This window comes from Marinobacter bryozoorum (assembly GCF_023156245.1).
Classification (GTDB): domain Bacteria; phylum Pseudomonadota; class Gammaproteobacteria; order Pseudomonadales; family Oleiphilaceae; genus Marinobacter; species Marinobacter bryozoorum.
In genome coordinates this window covers 1-20,601 of sequence record NZ_JAKZAH010000039.1, presented here as the reverse complement: position 1 = coordinate 20,601, position 20,601 = coordinate 1, and the positions used below count along the sequence as shown (strand labels likewise).

The 20,601-nt window shown below is 60.9% G+C and carries 15 protein-coding genes and 1 pseudogene; 10 read left to right on the top strand and 6 right to left on the bottom strand.

Annotation, left to right across the window (positions count from 1 at the left end):
* Window positions 1-122: 122 nt before the first annotated feature.
* On the top strand, window positions 123-1,730 hold the full coding sequence (locus tag MLC59_RS16450) for a DNA recombination protein RmuC (RefSeq protein WP_427901737.1): 1,608 nt from the start codon (window positions 123-125) through the stop codon (window positions 1,728-1,730).
* Window positions 1,714-2,571, top strand: a complete 858-nt coding sequence (locus MLC59_RS16445) for a hypothetical protein (RefSeq protein ID WP_248236498.1) — start codon at window positions 1,714-1,716, stop codon at window positions 2,569-2,571. The genes MLC59_RS16450 and MLC59_RS16445 overlap by 17 nt, the downstream gene beginning before the upstream one ends.
* A 47-nt stretch (window positions 2,572-2,618) precedes the next feature.
* Here the strand turns inward: MLC59_RS16445 and MLC59_RS16440 are convergent, their stop codons facing one another.
* Window positions 2,619-3,392 carry an enoyl-CoA hydratase gene (locus tag MLC59_RS16440; protein WP_248236497.1) on the bottom strand — a complete coding sequence of 258 codons (774 nt, stop codon included), beginning with the start codon at window positions 3,390-3,392 and terminating at the stop codon, window positions 2,619-2,621.
* 222 nt (window positions 3,393-3,614) lie between these two features.
* On the opposite strand from MLC59_RS16440, the gene MLC59_RS16435 reads away from it, so the two are divergent.
* A complete protein-coding gene (locus MLC59_RS16435; RefSeq protein WP_248236496.1) occupies window positions 3,615-5,129 on the top strand; it encodes a fumarate hydratase in 1,515 nt (504 codons plus the stop codon).
* Between the two features lie 204 nt (window positions 5,130-5,333).
* On the opposite strand, the gene MLC59_RS16430 is transcribed toward MLC59_RS16435, so the two are convergent.
* Window positions 5,334-6,794 carry a protein adenylyltransferase SelO gene (locus tag MLC59_RS16430; RefSeq protein ID WP_248236507.1) on the bottom strand — a complete coding sequence of 487 codons (1,461 nt, stop codon included), beginning with the start codon at window positions 6,792-6,794 and terminating at the stop codon, window positions 5,334-5,336.
* A gap of 147 nt (window positions 6,795-6,941) precedes the next feature.
* Between MLC59_RS16430 and MLC59_RS16425 the strand changes: the two genes are divergently transcribed.
* From MLC59_RS16425 to MLC59_RS16405, 5 genes are all read left to right on the top strand, one after another.
* Window positions 6,942-7,868, top strand: a complete 927-nt coding sequence (locus MLC59_RS16425; RefSeq protein WP_248236495.1) for a hypothetical protein — start codon at window positions 6,942-6,944, stop codon at window positions 7,866-7,868.
* A gap of 4 nt (window positions 7,869-7,872) precedes the next feature.
* The gene (locus tag MLC59_RS16420; protein WP_248236494.1) at window positions 7,873-8,679 is read left to right on the top strand and encodes an HAD-IIB family hydrolase; all 807 of its coding nucleotides are present in this window, start codon (window positions 7,873-7,875) and stop codon (window positions 8,677-8,679) included.
* Between the two features lie 58 nt (window positions 8,680-8,737).
* Window positions 8,738-9,961, top strand: coding sequence for a glycosyltransferase family protein (locus tag MLC59_RS16415; RefSeq protein ID WP_248236493.1), 1,224 nt, complete (start codon window positions 8,738-8,740; stop codon window positions 9,959-9,961).
* A complete protein-coding gene (locus tag MLC59_RS16410; RefSeq protein WP_248236492.1) occupies window positions 9,958-11,685 on the top strand; it encodes an alpha-amylase family glycosyl hydrolase in 1,728 nt (575 codons plus the stop codon). Before MLC59_RS16415 ends, MLC59_RS16410 begins: the two co-directional genes overlap by 4 nt.
* 126 nt (window positions 11,686-11,811) lie before the next feature.
* Window positions 11,812-12,912 carry a tRNA-queuosine alpha-mannosyltransferase domain-containing protein gene (locus MLC59_RS16405; protein WP_248236491.1) on the top strand — a complete coding sequence of 367 codons (1,101 nt, stop codon included), beginning with the start codon at window positions 11,812-11,814 and terminating at the stop codon, window positions 12,910-12,912.
* Here MLC59_RS16405 and MLC59_RS16400 read toward each other — a convergent pair.
* The gene (locus MLC59_RS16400; RefSeq protein WP_248236490.1) at window positions 12,904-13,863 is read right to left on the bottom strand and encodes a sensor domain-containing diguanylate cyclase; all 960 of its coding nucleotides are present in this window, start codon (window positions 13,861-13,863) and stop codon (window positions 12,904-12,906) included. The two genes, MLC59_RS16405 and MLC59_RS16400, sit on opposite strands and share 9 nt — an antisense overlap.
* A 20-nt stretch (window positions 13,864-13,883) precedes the next feature.
* On the bottom strand, window positions 13,884-14,906 hold the full coding sequence (locus MLC59_RS16395; RefSeq protein WP_248236489.1) for a response regulator: 1,023 nt from the start codon (window positions 14,904-14,906) through the stop codon (window positions 13,884-13,886).
* Window positions 14,907-15,147: 241 nt separating this feature from the next.
* Between MLC59_RS16395 and sbcB the strand changes: the two genes are divergently transcribed.
* Entirely contained in the window at window positions 15,148-16,593 is a 1,446-nt protein-coding gene (gene sbcB, locus MLC59_RS16390) for an exodeoxyribonuclease I (protein ID WP_248236488.1), read from the top strand.
* Between the two features lie 276 nt (window positions 16,594-16,869).
* Here sbcB and MLC59_RS16385 read toward each other — a convergent pair whose 3' ends face one another.
* Window positions 16,870-18,870 carry a hypothetical protein gene (locus MLC59_RS16385; RefSeq protein ID WP_248236487.1) on the bottom strand — a complete coding sequence of 667 codons (2,001 nt, stop codon included), beginning with the start codon at window positions 18,868-18,870 and terminating at the stop codon, window positions 16,870-16,872.
* Window positions 18,871-19,390: 520 nt separating this feature from the next.
* On the opposite strand from MLC59_RS16385, the gene MLC59_RS16380 reads away from it, so the two are divergent.
* The gene (locus MLC59_RS16380; RefSeq protein ID WP_248236486.1) at window positions 19,391-19,738 is read left to right on the top strand and encodes a type II toxin-antitoxin system HicB family antitoxin; all 348 of its coding nucleotides are present in this window, start codon (window positions 19,391-19,393) and stop codon (window positions 19,736-19,738) included.
* Between the two features lie 285 nt (window positions 19,739-20,023).
* Here MLC59_RS16380 and MLC59_RS16375 read toward each other — a convergent pair.
* Window positions 20,024-20,155, bottom strand: a pseudogene (locus tag MLC59_RS16375) (aldehyde dehydrogenase family protein); the annotation flags it as partial.
* Between the last annotated feature and the right edge of the window lie 446 nt (window positions 20,156-20,601).

Here is a 20,601-nt window from a genome sequence, read left to right as displayed (position 1 = left end):
AAGCGCAGGCCTGAAGATCGCTGGAGACCGTCGCCTTGAAGCCGTTGTGGGAACAGATTATCGGCCAGCCAATTGCACTGGCAATCTTTGCTGTACTTACCCTTGTTATCCTTGCCCTGATTGTGGCACTGCGGGCCCGGGGGCGCCAGTTGGCCGGGGAGAGGGAGGCGCATCAGCAATCAGGTCACGAACTGGCACGGGCGCTCCATGAGCTGGAACTTCAGAACCAGCGGCTGGACCAGGCGGAGACCCGGTTAAAAGAGCGCTCGGAACAGCTGCAGGAGCTGGAGCACCGGGTCGAACACTGGCGGGGCCAGGCCGGTACGCTCGAACAGCGCAGCGCCACCCTGGAAGCCGAGAAACAGTCCGAGCAGAAGCGGGCCGAGAGCCTGGAGCGTGAGAAAGGCGAGCTCAAAGCACGCCGGGATGAACTGGCTTCAGACCTGGAAGCGGCTCGGGTAAAGCTGCGCGAGCAAGACGTCACCATCGACAAGGAGCGCAAGGCCGCCAACGAGAAACTGGAGCTGCTGGAGCGTAACCGGGACGCCCTCAAGCACGAGTTCGAAAACCTTGCCAATCGTATCTTTGAACAGAAAAGCGAGCACTTCAGCAAGCAGACCCGTACCAGCCTGGACAGCCTGCTTAACCCCTTCCGTGACCAGATCCAGGACTTCCGCAAGCGAGTGGAGGACGTTTACACCACTGAGACCAAGGACCGGCAGGCCCTGCGCAGCGAGATCAAATCCTTGCAGGAGCTGAACCAGCAGATCACCGAGGAGGCGGCCAACCTCACCCGGGCCCTCAAGGGTGACAAGAAAATCCAGGGCAACTGGGGTGAGCTGATCCTGGAGCGGGTGCTGGAAAGGTCCGGCCTGCGCAAGGGCGTGGAGTACGACACCCAGGGCAGCTATCGGGATGGCGATGGCCAGTTGCTGCGCCCGGACGTGGTGGTGCACCTGCCGGACCAGCGTAACCTGGTGATCGACTCCAAGGTTTCCCTGGTGGCCTATCAGCAATGGGTGACCGAAGAAGGCGAGGTTGAAAGGGAAAACCATCTGAAGGCCCACGTGGAAGCCGTTCGCCAACACATCCGAACCCTCAGCGAAAAAGACTACAGCCAGCTCAATGGCCTGCATTCACCGGACTTCGTATTGTTGTTCATGCCCATCGAACCGGCGTTCGTGGCGGCATTCCAGTACGACGAGAACCTGTTCGCGGAAGCATTCGAGAAAAAGATTACCGTAGTGACACCAACCACACTCCTGGCCACTCTGCGGACTATCGAGAACATCTGGCGATACGAGCGCCAGAGCCAGAATGCCCGCAAGATTGCTGACCGGGCGAGTGCGGTCTACGACAAGTTGCGGGTCTTCGTAGAGGCGATGGAGAAAATGGGTAGCCAGCTGCAGACTGTGCAGACCACCTACGATGGCGCCATGAACACCCTGACCCGGGGCCGGGGCAACCTGATATCCCAGGCCAGCAGGTTCGTTGAGCTGGGTGTGCGGGTGAAAAAGGAACTGCCACGGACGATCACCGACCAGGCAGATGCCGGCGGTGATGAGGACGAAGTACCAGCGTCTCTGCAAACGCAGCCCCCCGGGGCGGGTGAGCAAGGGGCATCGCGGGCGGGCGACGACCAGGACGATGCGGATCAGCAGGAACAGGACGATCAGCCCGCATATCCGTCAGGAACAGGCGAGGAGAAAAACGATGTACTCAAGAATTAAGGTGCCGGGGAGAGCGCCTGTGGCCGGGCTGGTGCTGGCGGGCGCCCTGCTGGTTTCGTCGGGTTCCGCTGCGGCCCTCCCTCCGGAGCATGAAATCCAGCGCCTGATGCTGGCAGTGGAAGAGTCAGTAGAGGGGGAAAACTGGGGCCAGGCGGCCGAGTACCTGAACCGCCTGCAGCGCATTGAAGGTGACAAGCCCCCGGAGCACCTGTACTACCGGGGTGAGGTCATGGCCCGTTCCCGGCACTACAACGAAGCGCTCTCCGCCCTTGAGAACTACGTGGCCGGCACCGGCGCTGATGGTGAGCACTACACCGAAGCTCTCAAGCTCATCACAAGGATCGAACAGGAGCGCTCCAGCCAGTCCGGCGGTGCTGACAATGCCGCAGATGAACCGGTTGCAGAAATCGCCCCGGCCGGTGAGACAGGTGCCGGCGACCAGGCAACGGTGGCCGGTGATGCCAGCACAGGCGCCCTGGTTAACCGCCTGAACCGACTGTTTGACCAGGCTGGCTGGAGCCGTGACGCTCGCCTGATTCGCGAAGGCAGCCGCCCGGACATTCTCTACCAGGTATCGGCCAACAGCGGCGAGCTCAGTTTCCGCGAAAGCCGACAGGAAGGTGATCGCCGCCAGCTCGGTACGATCACCCTGCCGGTCTACGGAATCAGTCCCATGATCGAGTGGAGCTGCGAAAACGCCACGGAATCCTGCTGGATCTACGATCCCCGCGACAACTCCCGGTTCCTCCGGCTCGGCAATGACCGCGACAAGGCCGATCAGCTGGCCAGTACACTCGGTCAACTGATCCGGCGGTTGCAGCGGCCTTCAGGGGATAACTGAAGCCCAAATGGGGAAGGGGCCAACCCAGGGCTGGCCTGAAAGATACGTTACGAAAACGAGGAAAAGTCCGGCTTTCTCTTTTCCATAAACGCCTTGAACGCTTCCGCCGCTTCTGGCGACCTCAGCCGCTCACCGAACGCCTCGCCTTCTGCCAGCATTGCCTCCCTGAGTTCGGCTGTATTACGACGATTCAGCAAACGCTTGGTGGCGCGAATAGCCGCCGGCGGCTGAGCAGCGAGCTGGGCGCAGGCAGCCAGCGCCTCGGATTCCGTATCAGAGGGCTCGCAAACCCGGTTGATCAGCCCCAGTTCAGCGGCCCTGGGTGCATCGAAGGTTCCGCCCAGCATAAGCAGCTCCGCCGCCCGAACCCGGCCAAGCCATTCCGGCAGCAGCAGGCTCGAACCACCCTCCGGGCACAGGCCCAGGTTGGCGAACGGCATCTGGAAGGCGGTATTGTTACCGGCAAACACCAGGTCACAATGCAACAGCATGGTGGTGCCAATGCCCACCGCTGGGCCATTGACCGCCGCCACGACCGGCTTCTCGGCTTTTGCCATACCGAACAGGAAGCGCCCAACCGGGGAAGTTTCAAAATCTCCCACCGGGCCGGCAGCGAAGTCAGACAGGTCGTTGCCCGCCGTAAAGCATTCCTCGGTACCGGTAATCAGCGTACAACGGATGTTGGCGTCGTTCTCGGCGTTGGTAATGGCATCCGCCAGGGCGGCGTACATGGCCTGGCTGAGGGCATTCTTGCGATCGGGGCGGTTCAGGCGGGCGATCTGTACCTGGTCGCGGACTTCAATGACAACGTGTTCGCTCACGGAGGGCTCCTTTCTATCATTTTTATGATGGCCGAGGTCCGGCCTACGACTTTGGTCGTGGTCGGCGATTAAACCCCAGAATCACGGGCAGATGCAAAGACGCAGCATGCCTGTATAAAACCTGACCCGGCTGGTAAACTGTGCGCCGTTTTTATGGCGCGTCCTCCTGACTCTCCCCGGCCGCGCCTCCAACCGAACAACCGGAAAACTGATGAGACGCCTATGACCACCGTAATCCGCCAGGACGACCTGATCGAAAGCGTAGCGGACGCGCTGCAGTTCATTTCCTACTACCACCCCAAGGACTTTATCCAGGGCGTGTATGAGGCCTACCAGAAGGAAGAGTCCCAGGCGGCCAAGGATGCCATGGCGCAGATCCTCATCAACTCCCGCATGTGCGCCCAGGGCCACCGACCCCTTTGCCAGGACACCGGCATTGTCACCGTTTTCGTCAACATCGGCATGGACGTGAAGTTCGAGTGCGACCAGCCCCTGGACGATGTCATCAACGAAGGCGTACGCCGGGCCTACACCCATCCTGACAACGTGCTGCGGGCCTCGATACTGGCGGACCCGGACGGCAAGCGACAGAACACCGGCGACAATACCCCGGCCATCATCCACTACAAGATGGTGCCCGGCGACACGGTGGAAGTGCATGTCGCAGCCAAGGGCGGCGGCTCCGAGGCCAAGTCCAAGTTTGCCATGCTCAACCCGTCCGACTCGGTCGTGGACTGGGTGCTGAAGATGGTGCCTCAGATGGGCGCCGGCTGGTGTCCGCCGGGTATGCTGGGCATCGGCATCGGCGGCACCGCCGAGAAGGCCATGGAGATGGCCAAGGAGTCCCTGCTGGACCCGATCGATATCCATGACCTGCAAGAGCGCGGAGCCTCCAACCGTGCTGAGGAACTGCGCCTGGAGCTGTTCGACAAGGTCAACGACCTGGGCATCGGCGCCCAGGGCCTGGGCGGCCTGACCACCGTGCTGGACGTGAAGGTGAAGGACTATCCCACCCACGCCGCCAACAAGCCGGTCGCCATCATCCCCAACTGCGCCGCCACCCGCCACGCGCACTTCGTACTGGACGGCTCCGGCCCGTCACTGCAGACCCCGCCGAGCCTCGAAGACTGGCCGGAAATCACCTGGGAAGTGGGCGATAACGTGCGCCGCGTGAACCTGGATACAGTTACTCCGGAAGACGTGAAAGACTGGCAGCCGGGCGAAACCGTGCTGCTGTCCGGCAAGATGCTCACTGGTCGCGACGCTGCTCACAAGAAGATGGTGGACATGATCGAGAACGGTGAAGAGTTGCCGGTGGACCTGAAAGGCCGCTTTATCTACTACGTGGGACCGGTAGACCCGGTGCGCGAAGAAGTGGTCGGCCCCGCAGGCCCCACCACCGCAACCCGCATGGACAAGTTTACCCACACCATGCTCGAGAAAACCGGCCTCACCGGCATGATCGGCAAGGCCGAGCGCGGCCAGGTGGCCATCGACGCCATCCGTGAATTCGGCGCCGTCTACCTGATGGCCGTGGGCGGCTCTGCCTACCTGGTCTCCAAGGCCATCAAGAAAGCGGAAGTGGTTGCCTTCCCGGAACTGGGTATGGAAGCCATCTACGAGTTCGAGGTGGAGGATATGCCGGTCACCGTCGCGGTGGACTCCCGCGGCACATCGGTCCACCAGACCGGCCCGGTGGAGTGGCACGACAAGATCATCGCTGCCAAGGCAGTTTGATTTTTTAGCCACGGAATCCACGGAAAAACACGGAAAACCAAAAAACAGCGAAAAGATTTTGCCACTAAATCCACGAAAGTGAATAAATAGCTTTTCGTGGATTTCGTGGGTTTAGTGGCCAACAGGTTTTTTCGCTTTTCTTTTTCCGTGTTTTCCGTGTTTTCCGTGGATTCCGTGGCAAAAAGTCCTTTATTTCAGTTCCCTTCACGAAGAGCAACTGATACTCATACGCCGCCCCCAGTCCGGTGGCACCTGGGCGTAGTGTTCGTACTCCGGCTGCTCGTCGAAGGGCCGCTTCAGAACTGTCAGAAGTTCATCCAGTGGCGCGTAGTCACCCTCCCGCGCTGCTTCAATCACCTCCTGGGCCAGGTAGTTCCGCAGTATGTACTTCGGATTCACCTGGCGCATGGACTGCTCGCGCTGCTCTGGCGTTGCTGATTCCTTCTCAACGCGCTCCTGGTAGCGCTCCAGCCAGACATCCGCCACGTTGCGGTCCACAAACAGGTCCCGCACCGGTCCCGGTCCCCGGGAGGGCAGGGTGGACAGGCCGCGGAAGAACCGGGTGTAGTCCACGCTGTGCTCATGGAGCATGCTGAAGGTGTCCATGATCAGGCCCTGGTCGTTCTCCCCGTCTCCGGTTAACCCAAGCTTCTCCCGCATCAGTGCCGGGAACACCGAGTTATAGGTGAGTTCGTATTCCCGCATGCCCCGGCGCAGGTCGTCTGTATTGATAAGCGACGATAACGCATGGGCCAGGTACTGACAGTTGATAAAGCCGATTTCCGGCTGGCGGTTATAGGCATAGCGACCGCCCTGGTCGGTGTGGTTGCAGATATAGCGGGCGTCGAACGCATCAAGGAACGCATAGGGCCCGTAATCGAAGGTGTCGCCAATAATCGACATGTTGTCGGAGTTCATCACCCCGTGGCAGAAGCCCACCACCTGCCACCGTGAAATCGTGCGGGCAGTACGGCGAACCACTTCGGCGAAGAAGGCCGGGTAGCGTTCGGCTTCCGGAAGCTCTGCCAGTTCCGGGAAGTGATAGCCAATGGTGTGATCCGCCAGGGTTTTGACCGCGTCCTGTCCCAGGTGGTTGGCCGCGTATTCGAAGTGGCCGAAGCGGATATGGGTATCGGCTACCCGCACCAGGGCCGCCGCGGTTTCGATGATTTCCCGACGCACCGGCTCGTCGGAGGACACCAGGAACAGGGCCCGGGTCGTCGGAATGCCCAGGTAATGCATCGCTTCGCTGCACAGGTATTCGCGGATCGTGGAGCGCAGCACCGCCCGGCCATCGCCAAAGCGGGAGTAGGGGGTCTGGCCGGCGCCCTTCAGGTGCCAGTCCCGAATACGGCCGTCCGGGTCCTGTGTCTCCCACAGCAGAAGGCCGCGGCCGTCTCCCAGCTCCGGGTTGTACATGCCGAACTGGTGACCGGTGTACTTCATGGCCACCGGCTCCATGCCTTCCAGTAGCGCGCGGCCCGCGCCAATGTCTGCCCAGTCTTCCGGGGTTGCCACCGACAGCCCCATTTCCCCGGCCAGGTCCTTGTTGAAATGCACCAGTCTGACGTTGCCCCGCAGGGGCGTAGGCTGGACATGGCTGTAGAAGCTATCCGGTAAGTCCAGGTAGCGCCGGGTTGTCTGTATGCCGCTGAATGCTGTCATAAGGGAACTGGCCGGTGCCGACTGGCTGTAGGCCATTCTCCTCCTATACTGGTGGATGTACTACTGGTGCAAGTACCGGGGCAAACGGGGTCGCTGGTACAAAACCTGCTTTTTTACAGGAAGACGTAAACGCCTGGAGCCAATGCTATGCCGAACACAGATACTGATGATGCCCTCGAAGCCCTGATGACCCAGCACCGGTTGCCGCCGGAATACCGCCGAACCGTCAGCGACGTGATCGAGCCGCTTGCCCTGTCACTCTATCAGGCCAGCAAGGACTCCGACACACCCCTGATCGTGGGTATCCACGGTGCCCAGGGCACCGGCAAATCCACCCTGACGGACTTCTTGCGGGTGTTGCTCGCCTATCGCTACCGCTGCCCTACGGCAAGCCTGTCGCTGGATGACATCTACCATACCCGGGAGGCCCGCAGTGAACTGGCCAGGGAGGAACACCCGATGCTGGCTACCCGGGGCGCACCCGGCACCCACGACCTGGCCCTTGGCAACAAGGTGCTGGACAAACTGGCGGCCGCCAATGCTGGCTCCCGCACCCCCATGCCGGTGTTCAACAAGGCCCTGGACGACCGGGAACCGGAGGAGAACTGGCCCCTGTTTATCGGTCACCCGGAGATCATCCTGGTGGAGGGCTGGTGTCTCGGAGCGCTGCCCCAGTCAGAAGGGGAGCTCGCAACACCGTTGAACGACCTGGAAAAAAACGAGGATGCAGACGGCCGCTGGCGGCGCTATGTGAACCAGCAACTGGACGGCCCCTACAAGGAGTACTTCGAGCGTATGGACCTGCTGATCATGATGAAGGCGCCGTCGTTCGATGCCGTTAAACGCTGGCGCACGGAACAGGAGCATAAGCTCGCCGAGCGCTACCGGGCTGCCCCGAAAGTGGGCGAAGAAAGTGGCCGGCCCGCACCACAAGTGCGCATTATGGGGGATGCCGAACTGGAACGCTTTGTCATGCACTACGAACGTATCACCCGGCATTGCCTGGACGAGATGCCCGCCCGGGCCGACGTGTTGCTGGCGCTGGACGAAGACCACACGCTGACCCGGGCCTGAGGCCATGTCCGGGCCGGCACTGATCCTGTTCAGCGACCTGGACGGTACGCTTCTGGACCATGACACCTACGACTGGTCGCCGGCACAGGCTGCGCTGGAGCAGTTGGCAGTCCTGGAAATCCCGCTGGTACTGACGTCCAGCAAGACCCGGGCGGAAATGGAAGCGCTTCGGCGAGCGATGGGTAACCACCACCCCTTTATCGTGGAGAACGGCGCTGCCACGGTGATACCGAAGGACTACTTTGAGACAGGGCCGGAACAGGTCACCTGTCTGGGGGCTGGTCGCGACGACATCCTCGCGCACCTGCAGCGGCTCAGGGCGCAGGGTTTCCGGTTTGCCGGTTTTGCGGATATGACGGACGAAGAGGTTGCCACGCACACCGGGCTGGACCTGGAGGGCGCCAGCAAGGCCAGGGACCGGATCGCCACCGAACCATTGCTCTGGCAGGGCCCGGAGGCAGACCTGGCGGCCTTTCGCCTGGCCCTGGAGGCTGCAGGGCTCCAGTTGCTCGCCGGGGGCCGCTTTCTCCACGTCATGGGCCGGTTCGACAAGGCCGATGCCATGGCACAACTGGCCCGGCGCTACCGTACCCGCTGGCCCGGCCGGAACTGGCGAACCGTGGCCCTGGGGGACAGCCCCAATGACCAGGCCATGCTCGCTGGCGCGGACCTTGCAGTGGTCATGGCAGGCCCCGGCGCAAGCCGGATTACGCTGCCAACAGGGCAACGGGTCATGCGATCGCGGCAGCCCGGGCCGGTAGGCTGGAATGAGTGTGTACTGGACATCCTGGAGCGGGACGAATACCACTGATTCCCAGAACCGGCCCCGTTGACAGCAAGGACCCTCACTCAGAACAAGGAGAGACCGCATGGGGGATTTCTACCAGAACGGCATTGTCACCACCCTGCATAACCTGACCCGCCGGCCAGTGGGGGACCTGGAGCGGGAACTGCTTACCTTCAGCAAAACCCGCCCCATGGGCCTGGTATTGCCCTCCCTCTACTCCGAACTGGAAGGCCCGGCCCTGGCCAATATCGTGGAAGAGCTCAAGGCGGTGCCCTACCTCGACCAGATTGTCATCGGGCTGGACCGTGCCGACGAAGGGCAGTATCGCCATGCCATGGAATACTTCTCGGGCCTGCCCCAGAACGTCAAGGTGCTCTGGAACGACGGCCCCAGGCTGAAGGCCATCGATGAAAAACTGCGGGAGCAGGGCCTGGCGCCATCCGAGATGGGCAAGGGGCGCAATGTCTGGTTCTGTTTCGGCTATATGTTGGCCTCCGGCCGGGTCAAATCCATTGCCCTGCATGACTGCGATATTCTCACCTATTCCCGGGACCTGCTGGCCCGGCTGATCTATCCGGTGGCCAATCCGTCGTTCAACTATATGTTCTGCAAGGGGTACTACGCCCGGATATCTGACAGCAGCATGAACGGGCGGGTCAGCCGCCTATTGGTGACACCGCTGTTGCGTGCCCTGAAGAAGGTGTGCGGGCAAAGGGACTTCCTGGATTACATGGACAGCTTCCGTTACCCCCTGGCCGGGGAATTTTCCCTGCGGAGGGATGTGATCACCGACCTGCGGATCCCCAGCGACTGGGGGCTGGAAATCGGGGTGCTGTCAGAGATGCGCCGCAACTACGCCACCAACCGGATCTGCCAGGTGGACATTGCGGACAACTACGACCACAAGCACCAGGACCTGTCACCGGATGACGCCAGCAAGGGCCTGTCCAAGATGAGCCTGGATATCTGCAAGGCCCTGTTCCGCAAACTGGCCACCAACGGCGAAGTGCTCTCCACCGAGGAGTTCCGCACAATCAAGGCCACCTACTACCGCATTGCCCTGGATTTCATCGAAACCTACCAGAACGACGCCCTCATCAACGGCCTGACCATCGACCGGCATCGGGAAGAGAAGGCCGTGGAGATGTTCGCCAGCAACGTGATGGAGGCGGGCAACTACTTCCTGGAAAACCCCATGGACGCGCCATTCATACCCAGCTGGAGCCGCGTGGCCAGCGCCCTGCCAAACCTGATGGACGAACTGGTGGAAGCCGTGGAACTGGATAACCGGGATTTCGCACCATGACTGACACCCTGACCAACAAGCTGACGGGCATGTTGCAGCAGATTTACCCCGCGCTGGATGTGCAATGGCTGGCCGGGGAGCTGCTCGGCGCCATGGACCTGGCAGAAGATGCTCAGGGGCCGCCGGCGCACCGGAATAACTGGGACGAATCCGATGTACTGCTGATCACTTACGGCGACAGTGTGCAGCGGCCAGGGGAGAAACCCCTGCGGACACTGAAGCAGTTCCTGGACGACTGCCTGGCAGACACCGTCAGCGGGGTCCATGTGCTGCCATTCTTTCCGTACAGTTCGGACGATGGCTTCTCGGTGATGGATTACCGGGCGGTGAACGAATCCCTGGGGGATTGGGAGGATATCCGCGCCATTGCCAGGGACTACAAGCTGATGGCCGACCTGGTGATCAACCACATGTCTGCCCGCAGCCGCTGGTTCGAGAACTTCCGCCGGCGGGCGCACCCGGGCAAGGACTATTTCTACGAAACGGACCCGACCCAGGACCTGAGTGAGGTCGTTCGCCCTCGCACCTCACCGCTGCTGGTGCCGGTGCAGACTGACGACGGTGAGCGCTACGTGTGGTGCACTTTCAGCGAAGACCAGGTGGACCTGAACTTCGCCAACCCCCAGGTGCTGGTAGAGTTCGTTCAGATCATGCGGTTCTACCTGGAGCAGGGGGTGCGTATCTTCCGGCTGGATGCGGTGGCCTTTCTCTGGAAGGAGCCGGGCACATCCTGCATTCACCTGCAGCAGACCCATGAGATCATCAAAGTGCTGCGACTGCTGGTGGAGCACCACACACCGCAAGCTATCCTGATTACCGAAACCAACGTGCCCAACCGGGAGAACCTGACCTACTTCGGCAACGCCAACGAAGCCCATGTCATCTATAACTTCTCGCTGCCCCCATTGCTGATCAACACCCTAGTCAGCGGTAACTGCCGCCACCTGAAAACCTGGCTGATGAGCATGCCCCCGGCGCAGATGGGCACCACCTACCTGAACTTTATCGCCTCCCACGACGGCATCGGGTTACGACCCACCGATGGCCTGCTGACCGATGACGAGAAACAGGCCCTGATCCATTGCCTGGAAACCTTCGGTGGCAAGGTGTCCTACCGGCGCCTGCCCGCCGGTGGTAACCAGCCCTACGAAATCAACATATCCCTGTGGGATGCCCTGAAGGGCACCGAGGAGAGCGGGCCGGACCAGTGGCAGCTGCAACGGTTTCTCTGTGCCCATGCCATCATGCTGGCGCTGGAAGGTATCCCCGCCTTCTATATTCACAGCCTGCTGGGAACCGGCAACGACTACGCCCGGGTGGAGCACACCGGCCGCCTGCGTTCCATCAACCGTAGTCAGTGGGACCTGGAGACCCTGGAGCGGGAACTGGACAACCCCATCAGCCGGCACAACCAGGTATTCCATCAGCTCAAACGACTGATTGCCCTCCGCCGCCAACAACCGGCCTTCCATCCCAACGCCACCCAGTTCACCCTGCACCTGGGACTGAAAATCTTCGGCTTCTGGCGTCAGAGCATGCGGCGGGACCAGTCCATTTTCTGTATCCACAACATCACCGACGAGGTACAACAGGTGGCACTGGCGGATATCAACCTGATCGGTACCGACCACTGGCGGGACCTGATCAGCGGCCTGGAAATCGATGACCTCTCCGGCAGCCTGACCCTGAAACCCTACCAGGCGGTGTGGCTGGCGAACCGCTGAGCTCCGAAAATGGGACGAGGGGGTTGGGGAAAAGAGCGGGCTAAAGAGTGGGGTAAGAGAGCGAGGCGACAACCGGTCGCGGGATGAATACACTGGGGCGCATACCCTGGCCCTGTTTCCGCTGATATGACGTACCCAAAACGCATCCTGTTGCTATCCGGCTACGACGCCGGCAGCCACCGCCGCTGGCGGGACCAGTTGCTGGCAGCCTTGCCGGAATACCACTGGAACGTATTGGCGCTGCCGCCGCGGTTCTTTCGCTGGCGGATACGGGGCAATCCCCTGAGCTGGCTGGGTGAGCCGTTGTTGCAGGAGCCCTGGGACCTGATCCTGGCGACCTCCATGGTGGACCTTGCCACCCTTAAGGGGCTGAACCCCCAACTGGCCCGCACCCCGTCCATCCTGTACATGCACGAAAACCAGTTTGCCTACCCGGATTCCGGTCGCCAGCACTCCAGTGTGGAGCCGGCGATGGTGAATCTCTACAGTGCGCTGGCCGCGGACCGGGTGCTGTTCAACAGCGCCTGGAACCAGGACAGCTTTCTGCAGGGTGCCTACCGGTTTATCGACCAGATGCCGGACCGGCTGCCGCCGGATATGACGGTGTCCATCGAAGAGAAGTCCCGGGTGGTGCCGGTGCCCATCGCGGACCGCCTGTTCACCACCCGGAACGCTTCCCCGGACTGGTCGCAGCCGCACCTGCTCTGGAATCACCGCTGGGAATACGACAAGGGGCCGGAGCGGCTGTTGTATTTATTACGGGAACTGCGCCGGCGGCAGCAGCCCTTCCGCCTGAGCGTGGTAGGGGAGCAGTTCCGGCAGCAGCCCAGGGCCTTCGGGCAGATTCAGGAAGAGTTTGGCGCCAAGCTGGAGAACTGGGGTTTCCTAGAGCAGCGAGGGGATTACGACCGGTTACTGGCGGGCGCGGATGTCGTACTGAGCACCGCGGTCCATGATTTCCAGGGCCTTGCCATGCTGGAAGCCATGGCCTCCGGCTGTCTGGCCCTGGCGCCCCGGCGCCTGGCGTACCCGGAGTACGTGCCGTCCTCCCAGTGCTATGAGAGCCAGGAGGACGATCCCCAGGCGGAGGCGCGGGCAGCGGCGGACACTTTGCAAACCATCCTGGCCCAGAGGCCAGCGCCGGCCAGGCCCGAGGACTGGCGGACCTCACGGCTGGTGGTGGACTATCGCAAGCACATCGAAGAGCTTGCGGGGTTCTCAGTCTGAACCGCCCACGACACTGCGGTTACGGCCTGTTTTCTTGGCCCGGTACAGGGCTTCATCGGCCTGCTGCAGCCACTGCATGTAATTCTCGGGGGTATCCGTAAGCTGGACCAGTCCCATACTGACGGTACAGTGGATGGGCCCCTCGTCGGTCTCGAAGGTGGTCTCAGCGATGGCTTCCCGGATGCGCTCGCAGATCACCAGGGCGCCGTCGATGTCCGTCTCCGGCAGGATAATGGCAAACTCCTCGCCTCCGTAACGCCCGGGGCTGTCCGACTGTCGCAGGGCCTGCCGTGTGATGCGGGCCACTTCGCGGATTACCTCGTCGCCGGTCAGGTGGCCGTAGGTATCGTTGATGGGTTTGAAGTGGTCGATATCGAACATCACCAGCACCGTGTTGTGGCCGTAGCGGCGGTAGCGCTCGAACTCAGCGTCCAGCAGGTTTTCCCAGGTACCCCGGTTGAGCAGGCCGGTCAGGCGGTCGGTGGAACTGAGTCGCTCCAGCTGCTTGTTGGCGTGCTCCAGGGCCCGGCGGCCGCTGGCCACATCGGTGACGTCGTAGATCATCAGGCAGACCTGGTCCACCCGGCCACCCGGACCGGTCAGCGGGCTGATGGTCAGGTTCTGGAACATGTACTCCTCGGTGCCGGTCACCGGGCGCGTGTTGCGGAACCGGAACAGGTAGGGGCGCTGCTCCCAGGAGGTAAACGTGCGGGTGTTCAGGGTAATCACCGACTGCACCTTGCGGGTCAGCCAGGCCCTGGGCAATTCAGGGAACTGGTCAAACAGGGGCTGGCCCAGAACCCGGTTGGCCGTGAGGCCACTGTGGTTTTCCATAAAGCCGTTCCACACCTGCACACGGTAGTCCAGGTCAATGACCACCAGCCCCACCTCGATGGACTCCAGCAGCGTAACCAGGCTGTGGTAGCCGGTGGCGTCAGATACGTCAGCCATACATGCTCCCCCGAGTCATCTCAGTGTTCACCGGTAAGGAAGGGCAGCCGGGTTTCCAGCTGGCGGATGGATTCCTCGGTGAGGAATACCAGCAGGTCGCATTCGATCTCGTAGCCCTCCAGTCGGTAGGGAATCTCCACACACATCAGTTTTTCCTGGCGCTGGTTGTGGTACTCCACCAGGTGATCCACCCGCTGGTGTCGGCCCAGCACCATGGGCTGTCCCAGGCCCAGGTGGATGTCCATCTGCTCGCCGACGCCCCGCAGAAAAGCCCCGAACAGGGTGCTGGACATGTCCATCAGCACCTCAACATCCATCGCATCAGACTGCACATCGCCGTAGTCCAGCAGCCGCACCATATCGTCGATGCTGGCGTCGGAAAACAGCAGCAACGCTTCACCAGACAGGCCTGCGCCGGTGAAGCCCTGGCAGACCGCTGAGTAGGTACCCTGTTGCTCGGTGGCTGCGGACAGCAGCATGCTCAGTTCGCTGCGATAAATGGTGGTCACTTTAGGGACGGGCAGTTGCACAAATACGTCCAGCAAGCGGGCGAGCAGGTCCGCCGCCTGGCCCATAGCCACGTTGGAGACCTCCTGGAGAAAGTCCGAAAGGCCTACACTGAAAGGAAGTGCCGTAGTTTTCGGGCTACTGTGGGGCTGCGGGGCGGAGGCATCCGGCTGGTAAAGGCCGAACTGCTCCAGTAACCGGGCCAGCAGGCCGCGTTCCACCGGTTTCTTCACAAAGTCGATGGCACCCAGGACCCTGACGCGATTACGGGCTTCGGGCTGGATATCAGCGGACACGACCAGGCTCATCACCGGCAGGTCTTCCTTCCGGATGACCTCAAGCACCTGATAACCGTCCATATCCGGCATGTTCAGGTCCAGCAGTAACAGGTCCGCAGCACCCTGGCGGATAACCGCCAGGGCCTGCTCACCATTTTCAGCATACTGGATGTCTGTTTTCCAGTCCTGGGGCAGGGCCCGTGCCATCTGCTTGCGGGCCATGGCCGAGTCGTCGCAGATGAGAATGCGGGTTTTCATGAGAAAAAGCTCGCCGTTAAGACGGAATGGTACCTTCGCTGCCTGATGGCCAGGCGCTTCCAGCGCTGTCGATCAAGTGCCACAGTATACGCGGATTAAATATGCATATAACGGCTGAACCGTTAAAGCGTGCAAAACCTGAAACTGGATCACGCCTGAAACCCGCGCGGAGGCAGTACAGATCTTTTCGGGGAAACTGGTACACTTCGCGCATCCAACGAAAACGACCGGGAGCCCAGGTGTGACCCCCACTTTCTACTGGCATGACTATGAAACCTTCGGCGCAGATCCCATCCACGACCGGCCCTCCCAGTTCGCTGGCGTGCGCACCGACGCGGACCTCAACATCATTGAAGACCCGCTGGTCATATACTGCAAGCCGACAGACGACTACCTGCCGCACCCGGTCGCCTGCCTGATCACCGGTATCACACCCCAGAAGGCCCTCGAAAACGGCTACCCGGAAGCGGACTTTATCGCACAGATCAACGAGGCCTTCAGCCAGCCCGGCACCTGTGCGGTGGGCTACAACAGCCTGCGGTTTGACGATGAAGTCACCCGCCACACCCTTTACCGTAACCTGCGGGATCCCTACGCCCGGGAATGGCAGAACGGCAATTCCCGCTGGGACATTATCGACATGGTACGCCTGACCTATGCCCTGCGCCCGGAAGGCATCGAATGGCCCCGCAAGGAAGACGGCAGCCCCAGCTTCCGCCTGGAAGAACTCACCGCCGCCAACGGCATCGCCCACGAAGCAGCCCACGACGCCATGTCGGATGTGGAAGCGACCATAGCCCTGGCAAAACTGATCAAGGAGAAGCAGCCAAAGCTGTTCGACTTTGTCGTCAACAACAAGGACAAGCACTCCGCCCGGGCCATGCTGGACACGGCAACCATGAAGCCGGTGTTCCACATCTCCGCCAAGTACCCGGCCACCCGCGGCTGCTGCGCCATGGTGGCGCCAGTGGCAGAGCACCCCACCAACAAGAACCAGGTGATCGTCTACGACCTGCGGGAAGACCCCACCGAGCTGATCAACGCCACCGCGGAACAGATCCGGGAGCGGGTCTTCACCCGCCAGGGGGATATGGAAGAGGGTGTCAGCCGCTTTCCGCTCAAAGGCGTCCAACTCAACAAATGCCCGGTACTGGCCCCGGGCACCATGCTCAAAAGCCTGGACCCGGAGCGCCTGCAACAACTGGAACTGGACGGCGAAACCCTGCGGCAAAACCTCGCCACCCTGCGAGCCGCCGAAGGCCTGTCCCAAAAAATTGCCGAAGCCTTCGGCCACCAGCCGGAGAGCGACCTGACCGACCCCGATGAACAGCTCTACAGCGGCGGGTTTATCAGCAACACCGACCGGGAAAAGCTCAACTGGGTCATCAGCCAACCCCCGGAGGCCCTGGGCGAACTGGACATCCGCTTCGAAGACCCACGCCTGCCGGAGCTACTGTTCCGCTACCGGGCCCGCAATTACCCGGGCACACTGATTGACGGCGAACGGGAGCGCTGGGAGGATTTCCGCCGAAAACGCCTGATGGAGCCGAAGAAGGGATGGCTGTCGCTGGAGGCCTACGGGCGTGAACTGCAGAGGCTGGCGGGGAGTCCGGATATCACGTCGGAACAGATGCACATCCTGGAGGAGCTGCACCTTTGGGGGGAGTCGATTGTGCCGTATTTTTAGCGGCGGGGTTGGTGGTAAAACTCAGTTACAAAACTTAGAACGAACTTTTTGCCACGGAACTCACGGAAGAACACGGAAAAAGACATAAAGATCTTTTCGCCACTAAATCCACGAAACCCACGAAAAATTCTTCTTTAACTTTCGTGGGTTTCGTGGATTTAGTGGCCAAGAATTTCTTGTCTTTCTTTTCAGATTTTCTTTCCGTGTTCTTCCGTGTTCTTCCGTGGATTCCGTGGATTCCGTGGATTCCGTGGATTCCGTGGCCAAAATGCCTTATTATCTACGCCGCACAAAGTAAACCGACAGCGGCTGACCCACCAGGCTCTGCACCTGGCTCCCCAGCGCCTCGGCGCGTACCTGCCGGGCTACCGGTCCCAGAGCCAGGCTATGGCCGTCGCTGTCACGGGCCTTGACCAGTTTCCAGTCCACCTCGTTGCTCACCAGCCCCATGAGATCCTGCAGTTGGCGGATATCCTGGGGGCGGAACCAGCGGTCACGGCAGCCGCCGAGGCCGTAGAAGTCCTCTTCTTTCAACAGGTCCTGCCACTGGGGATCGTTGGCATTGTTCAGTGCCATACGCCGCAGGCGCCGCAATGTCTCCCGGCTCGGCTGCAGGTTGTGTGCGGTAATCAGCTGACGAATCTGCTCATCACCCCTGGTCTGCTCGGCAACTGTGGTATGCATATGAACCACCGCACCGCCGGTCGTTGCATCGCTGACCAGTGCGGCCAGGGACAGGTCTGACATGGCCGGAGAGGGCAGGCGGCCCACCTCCACCCAGTGAACCTGGTGCCCATCCGCCACGAAGCGGCGGGCCAAGGACCAGGGCCAGAATACGATGTTGGTCAGCCCCATCTCATCCGCGCGGCGAGCGGCCGTGGCCACATTGGCCAGGGACTCGTCCACGGCGATCACTTCCACGTCGTCGAGATAACGGGCCAGTTCCAGTGCCCGCTGGCCGGACTGCGCGCCGCAGATCATCATGCGCAGGGTGCCAGGTTGGGCAGCGGCGTCCAGTCCCAGTTCCTGGGCCATAATGGTCTTCAGGCTGCTGCCGGCGTGATACGCCAGGCGCTGCCAGCTAGGCCAGGCCTGGGGCACATCGGTGCGGGCGAGGGTAAGTTCCTCGGCCTTTTCATCGAAGTTCTGCTTGATAGCCTCGTCCATGGCGCGATCGTAGTAGCTGGCGGCCATCACCGGTTGCAACGCGGCCGGCCAGTCGGTCAGGGACCATTGCCCGAGCTGCGCGGCAAAGTGCTGGTGGAACAAGGCGCCGTACATGGCGCTGATCATGACACTGCCGACCAGCGCTTCTACCGGTTCATTCATGGCCAGCTGCGCGGCAATGCTGTCATTGATGGTCTGAACCAGGTTTTCTTCGTCTTCTGCAGCTACCAATGCATAACCGGTGCGGTCCACATAACGGGCGATGGCGAGGGTCAGGGGCTGCAACTCGTCCCGCAGGGAAACGGTCTGGGCGACCTCGGCAATAACGGCCCGGCGCAGCAGCGTAAGCAGCTCTTCCATGGCCGGGTCTGGCATCAGGGTTTTGTCCAGGGCGAGCATCAACAGCTCGTCCTCGGCGGCAGCGTCCAGGAAGACCTCCGCATTGGGGTTACCCAGGTCGTACTGCTGGCGGAGTATCGCCGCACAGAAGCGACCAATTTCCTGGTGCGGCAGCTCGTCCCGGCGCAACAGGGCAATGGCGTCCAGGGCCAGTTCCGTATCCGCCTGGTGCACCTCGATCTGCGCTGCACATTGCAGCATGCCGCTGAACACACTGGGCCAGTCCAGCCCCAGCTGGATCAGCTTGCGGTAATGCAGGTAAGCCACATCAAACTGCCCCTGCTCCCGCTTGGCATGGGCGACACCGCAGAAAGCGGCGGCAGATTGCCGGTCCAGTTCCAGCGCTTGCAGGAAGTAGCTTTCCGCCTTCACCGGCCGTTCAGCTTTCAGGGCCCAGTAGCCCAGGTTGCAGTACTGCTGGGGCTGCTCCGGCTGGATCAGCAGGCTTTGCTCAAACAAGTCACCCGCCCGGCCCAGGTCCCCTTCATCCATGGCCACCCGGCCCAGCAGGCCAACGGCAGCCGCATGGTCCGGCTGCAAGCTGAGCGCCTGGTCCAGTAGTTGCCGGCAACCATGCCGGGCCTGCACCCGTTCCAGGTAGCGACGTTGAGGGTTGTTGGACTCGCCATAGGCCGCATTGGCCTCCAGCACCAGCCGCGCCACCTTGGCCTTTTGTGAATCAGAGAGCTGGACATTGTACTGTGCTTGCATGGAACACCTCATGGACCCGGCCGCGGCAAGGGCGGCAATAGTCTGCAGTTTTTTGACGCTTATTGCGGTAGTTGAGGGAGGTGTTGCGAAGGGTGTGCCAGTTTTAGAGATTGGTGGTTGGCGAAGGAAGTGCTTTGGCGTCGGCCGAGCGCAGTATGGTGCCGAAGGGTCAGGTGATGGCTGCCTGTGATTGCCGCTATTGTTCTACTTACTAAGCAACCATATAATAGTTGCAAAAGGTTGGTCAGGAAGATCTTATGGTTAACAAGGAAAAGTTCAGGGAGAAGCTCGTCCGAAAGCCTACTCCTAAAGATATAAAGTGGTCCGACTTAAGGAGTTTTCTGCTTGGACTGGGCTTCGCTGAAGAGCAGGGTAGTGGTTCAAGTGTGCGATTCTATCTTGAACCTGTAGGAGGGCAGCGCGGCCTGATGATTCTCCTGCACCGACCACACCCGGAAAAGGTATGCGGACCATTGATGATCAGGGATGTTGTGCAAACACTGCAGGCATGGGGGGTTCTATGAGCAGTAACACCATGAAGTACAAGGGCCAGCTAGGCTCTATAGAACACGACCTGGAGCAAGGGCTGCTGTATGGCAAGCTGCTGTTCATCAACGACCTGGTTACCTACCAGGCCGATAACCTCCGTGATTTGCAGAAAGAGTTCAAAATCTCGGTTGATGAATACCTGGCAGATTGCGAACGCCTGGGTATTGAGCCTAACCGCCCCTTTAAGGGGTCCTTCAATATCCGCATTGGACGAGAGCTACACCGCAGGCTTGCGATGAAAGCTGCAGATGAAGGGATGGGGCTCAATGAAGCCGTCCAGCACGCTGTTGAGCGCTTTGTTGGGGCGGATCGTTCTTGACCCATATAACCGACGGGCGACGCGTTCAGATTGCGCTGTACATGCACCGAGGCACTGTTGGTGTTCGTGATCTGAGGCATAATCCTTCCCCTGATCAGAGAGACTTGACTGCGCTCCCTAAAGCGTGAACGCTGCCGGCGAAAATTTGGCGAAGTGCTGATGTTTCAGTCAATCCCGGCGGTGTTTTTGTTTGCTTCAGGAGATACAGAGCCGCCAGAGGCTGGCGGCCCCTGACGGTATGAAATTAACCGGTTTTCAGGGCAGGCCTGAAATTTAAGCATTCACTCAGAACGGATACTGCCTGGGTGTTCGCTGCACGCTGACCCACTGCACGGTTGAGAACTCCTCGATGGCCCAGTCGCCGTTAAAGCGGCCCAGGCCGGAGTTCTTCTCGCCACCGAAGGGCAGGGCGGCTTCGGCCTTGCGGTAGGCCATGTCCAGATCGTCTGAGTTGGCGAGCCGAATGCTCACCAGCTCCTCTCCGGAGTATGGGTTCACCACCGGGCGCGTGGTTTCACTACTGCCTTCACGCCATTCACCGGCCAGCGGTTGCAAATGAAAATCCTGATACAGGTCAGCCATTGCACATCTCCCTTCGCACTGAATGTGAGCCTGTCAGTGTAGCCGGAGACGACGGTGGTTTTGGGTGGAATAGGGGAAACTACTGCGCGGTTTCAGGTAGTGTCTGAGGTGCCCGGCAGCTTGATTGGCGTGAATTTTTGTCGTGAATGTAAAACAGTGTGGCGACACCTACGACCTGCCTATAGCGTCAGGAAAGCCCAGGCCCCGCTAGTGTCCCGTTTGGTTAATTCGCTGATCTACTGAGCCACTGAGAGCCTTGAGAGCTAGGCGCGGTGGCGAAG

What these genes read in the sequence shown, in the direction of transcription:
- MLC59_RS16430 (WP_248236507.1), bottom strand. Translation starts at nt 6,794, where the DNA reads ATGACAGCATTCAGCGGCATACAGACAACCCGGCGCTACCTGGACTTA.
- MLC59_RS16410 (WP_248236492.1), top strand. Translation starts at nt 9,958, where the DNA reads ATGACTGACACCCTGACCAACAAGCTGACGGGCATGTTGCAGCAGATT.
- MLC59_RS16435 (WP_248236496.1), top strand. Translation starts at nt 3,615, where the DNA reads ATGACCACCGTAATCCGCCAGGACGACCTGATCGAAAGCGTAGCGGAC.
- MLC59_RS16445 (WP_248236498.1), top strand. Translation starts at nt 1,714, where the DNA reads ATGTACTCAAGAATTAAGGTGCCGGGGAGAGCGCCTGTGGCCGGGCTG.
- MLC59_RS16420 (WP_248236494.1), top strand. Translation starts at nt 7,873, where the DNA reads ATGTCCGGGCCGGCACTGATCCTGTTCAGCGACCTGGACGGTACGCTT.
- MLC59_RS16425 (WP_248236495.1), top strand. Translation starts at nt 6,942, where the DNA reads ATGCCGAACACAGATACTGATGATGCCCTCGAAGCCCTGATGACCCAG.
- MLC59_RS16400 (WP_248236490.1), bottom strand. Translation starts at nt 13,863, where the DNA reads ATGGCTGACGTATCTGACGCCACCGGCTACCACAGCCTGGTTACGCTG.
- MLC59_RS16405 (WP_248236491.1), top strand. Translation starts at nt 11,812, where the DNA reads ATGACGTACCCAAAACGCATCCTGTTGCTATCCGGCTACGACGCCGGC.
- MLC59_RS16385 (WP_248236487.1), bottom strand. Translation starts at nt 18,870, where the DNA reads ATGCAAGCACAGTACAATGTCCAGCTCTCTGATTCACAAAAGGCCAAG.
- MLC59_RS16380 (WP_248236486.1), top strand. Translation starts at nt 19,391, where the DNA reads ATGAGCAGTAACACCATGAAGTACAAGGGCCAGCTAGGCTCTATAGAA.
- MLC59_RS16395 (WP_248236489.1), bottom strand. Translation starts at nt 14,906, where the DNA reads ATGAAAACCCGCATTCTCATCTGCGACGACTCGGCCATGGCCCGCAAG.
- MLC59_RS16415 (WP_248236493.1), top strand. Translation starts at nt 8,738, where the DNA reads ATGGGGGATTTCTACCAGAACGGCATTGTCACCACCCTGCATAACCTG.